We start from the raw sequence: 1,598 nt of genomic DNA on the forward strand, positions 1-1,598 counted from the left end.
AATACAGTGAGTTCTTTTCTTCTTCCGTGAATTCTAGGTTAATCATGTTTTTAATGAGTGCTTTGCTTCTAATTATGACTCTTAAACTATACTATTGTCCTTGAGTAAAAAATGCAAGTTGCAGCCGTGCAAAGTATATCAAATGATCTATCAGAACTATCACGGATGTGGAGAGTACCAGAAATATTTACGCCGGGGGCTTTGTCAAAGAAAGAGTCGAGGCGGAGCAAAAAGTAAGCGTGGAGGGATGACCGGGCGTGTAGATATCAGCGAGCGACCAGTAATTGCTGACCAGAAAACTGAAATCGGTCATTGGGAAAGTGACACAATGATTGGAGGCAATCATCTAGGAGTTCTCGTTACTCATGTAGATAAAGCCTCGAAATTTTTAGTAGCAGGATTAGCCAAAAACAAAACCGCATCGGAAATCAATAGAGTCACAGAAAAACTTTTTCAAGAGATTCACCCTGACAAAAGAAAAACCTTTACTTGTGACAAGGTTAAAGAATTTTGTGGACATCAAGAGTTGAGTCAGAAACTAGGAGCAGATTTTTATTTTGCTACTCCTTATCATTCGTGGGAGAGGGGATTAAATGAGCATACCAATGGACTGTTAAGACAATTTTTCCCCAAGGGAACGAATTTTAAAATCGTTAAGCCAGAGGAGGTGGAAAGAGCCGTAAACTTGATTAACAATCGTCCTCGAAAATGTCTTGACTATCGTACCCCGAATGAGGTATTCTATAAAGGTAGATCAGACAGTGATGCAATTCAGACTTGAATTGGCCAATCAAATCTGATAACTGATAACTGATAACTGATAACTGTCTTACTCGGCCTTTACCAAACCCTGAGAGCGAATACAGGCCTGTTCCCAGCGACAATCGGGATTAACTTCCACTGGTTTGAGTCGCGCCCAGATTTCGCCTTGATCATCGGCATAAAAACTATCGATAATAGCAGGAATACGAGTACCAAAAGGTTCAGTAATCAGGACAGAATCGGTCAGATTAAATACTTCGCCATTAGCTCCCGTCGCTTTTTCGATGACGGGAATTTCTGCTTTGGGAATCGGTTTTCGGAATGGAGGAGCCGAATCGAAACGGGGACGGAGAGGAGATTTTATCTCACTACTGACTGATTTTACCGTTTCCTCGGCTGGTTTTTCCTCAATTATTTCTGGAGGGGTTTCTGGAGGTTTGGGGGGTACTGCAGCCCTAGAACCCTTTTTAATAATTTGTAGAGGTTGTAGGGGAGGAGTGGTTTTAATTGGCTCTTCGGGAGGTTCAGGGGTGCTAGGGGTTTTCTTCGGGGGACGTGGCATGATACGACAAGGAAAATAAAAACTATAGGATTATTGAAGCATATCGAGCCGCTAACCCGCTCGACCAGTGCTTGTGTCAATTTTGCTGTGGCTAATTCTTCCCTGGATCCGGGCCAGATACCCCGCACTATAGCTTCTAAGAAACTAGAATTTTAGGCAGAGTCAGACTGAGTTTCTAAGATAAGCTTAGCACCTAATTTCTGGGCTTTGCGTTGCAAATTGTGAAGAAGTCGCTGACGATACCGTTCATCCTCTTGTTCTGGTGGAATTGCAG

Annotated in this window: 1 protein-coding gene and 1 pseudogene; one reads left to right on the forward strand and one right to left on the reverse strand. The window is 42.7% G+C overall.

All coding sequences use genetic code 11. The annotated features are described in order from the left end of the window. Window positions 1-133: 133 nt before the first annotated feature. Window positions 134-781, forward strand: a pseudogene (locus O9323_RS18200) (IS30 family transposase); the annotation flags it as partial. A 48-nt stretch (window positions 782-829) separates the two neighbouring features. Here the strand turns inward: O9323_RS18200 and O9323_RS18205 are convergent. Beyond that, complete coding sequence (locus O9323_RS18205; protein WP_002738874.1) at window positions 830-1,324, reverse strand: hypothetical protein; 495 nt, start codon at window positions 1,322-1,324, stop codon at window positions 830-832. Window positions 1,325-1,598: the final 274 nt, after the last annotated feature.

The organism is Microcystis sp. LE19-131.1A (assembly GCF_027532015.1).
In the GTDB taxonomy this organism is placed as follows: domain Bacteria; phylum Cyanobacteriota; class Cyanobacteriia; order Cyanobacteriales; family Microcystaceae; genus Microcystis; species Microcystis ichthyoblabe_A.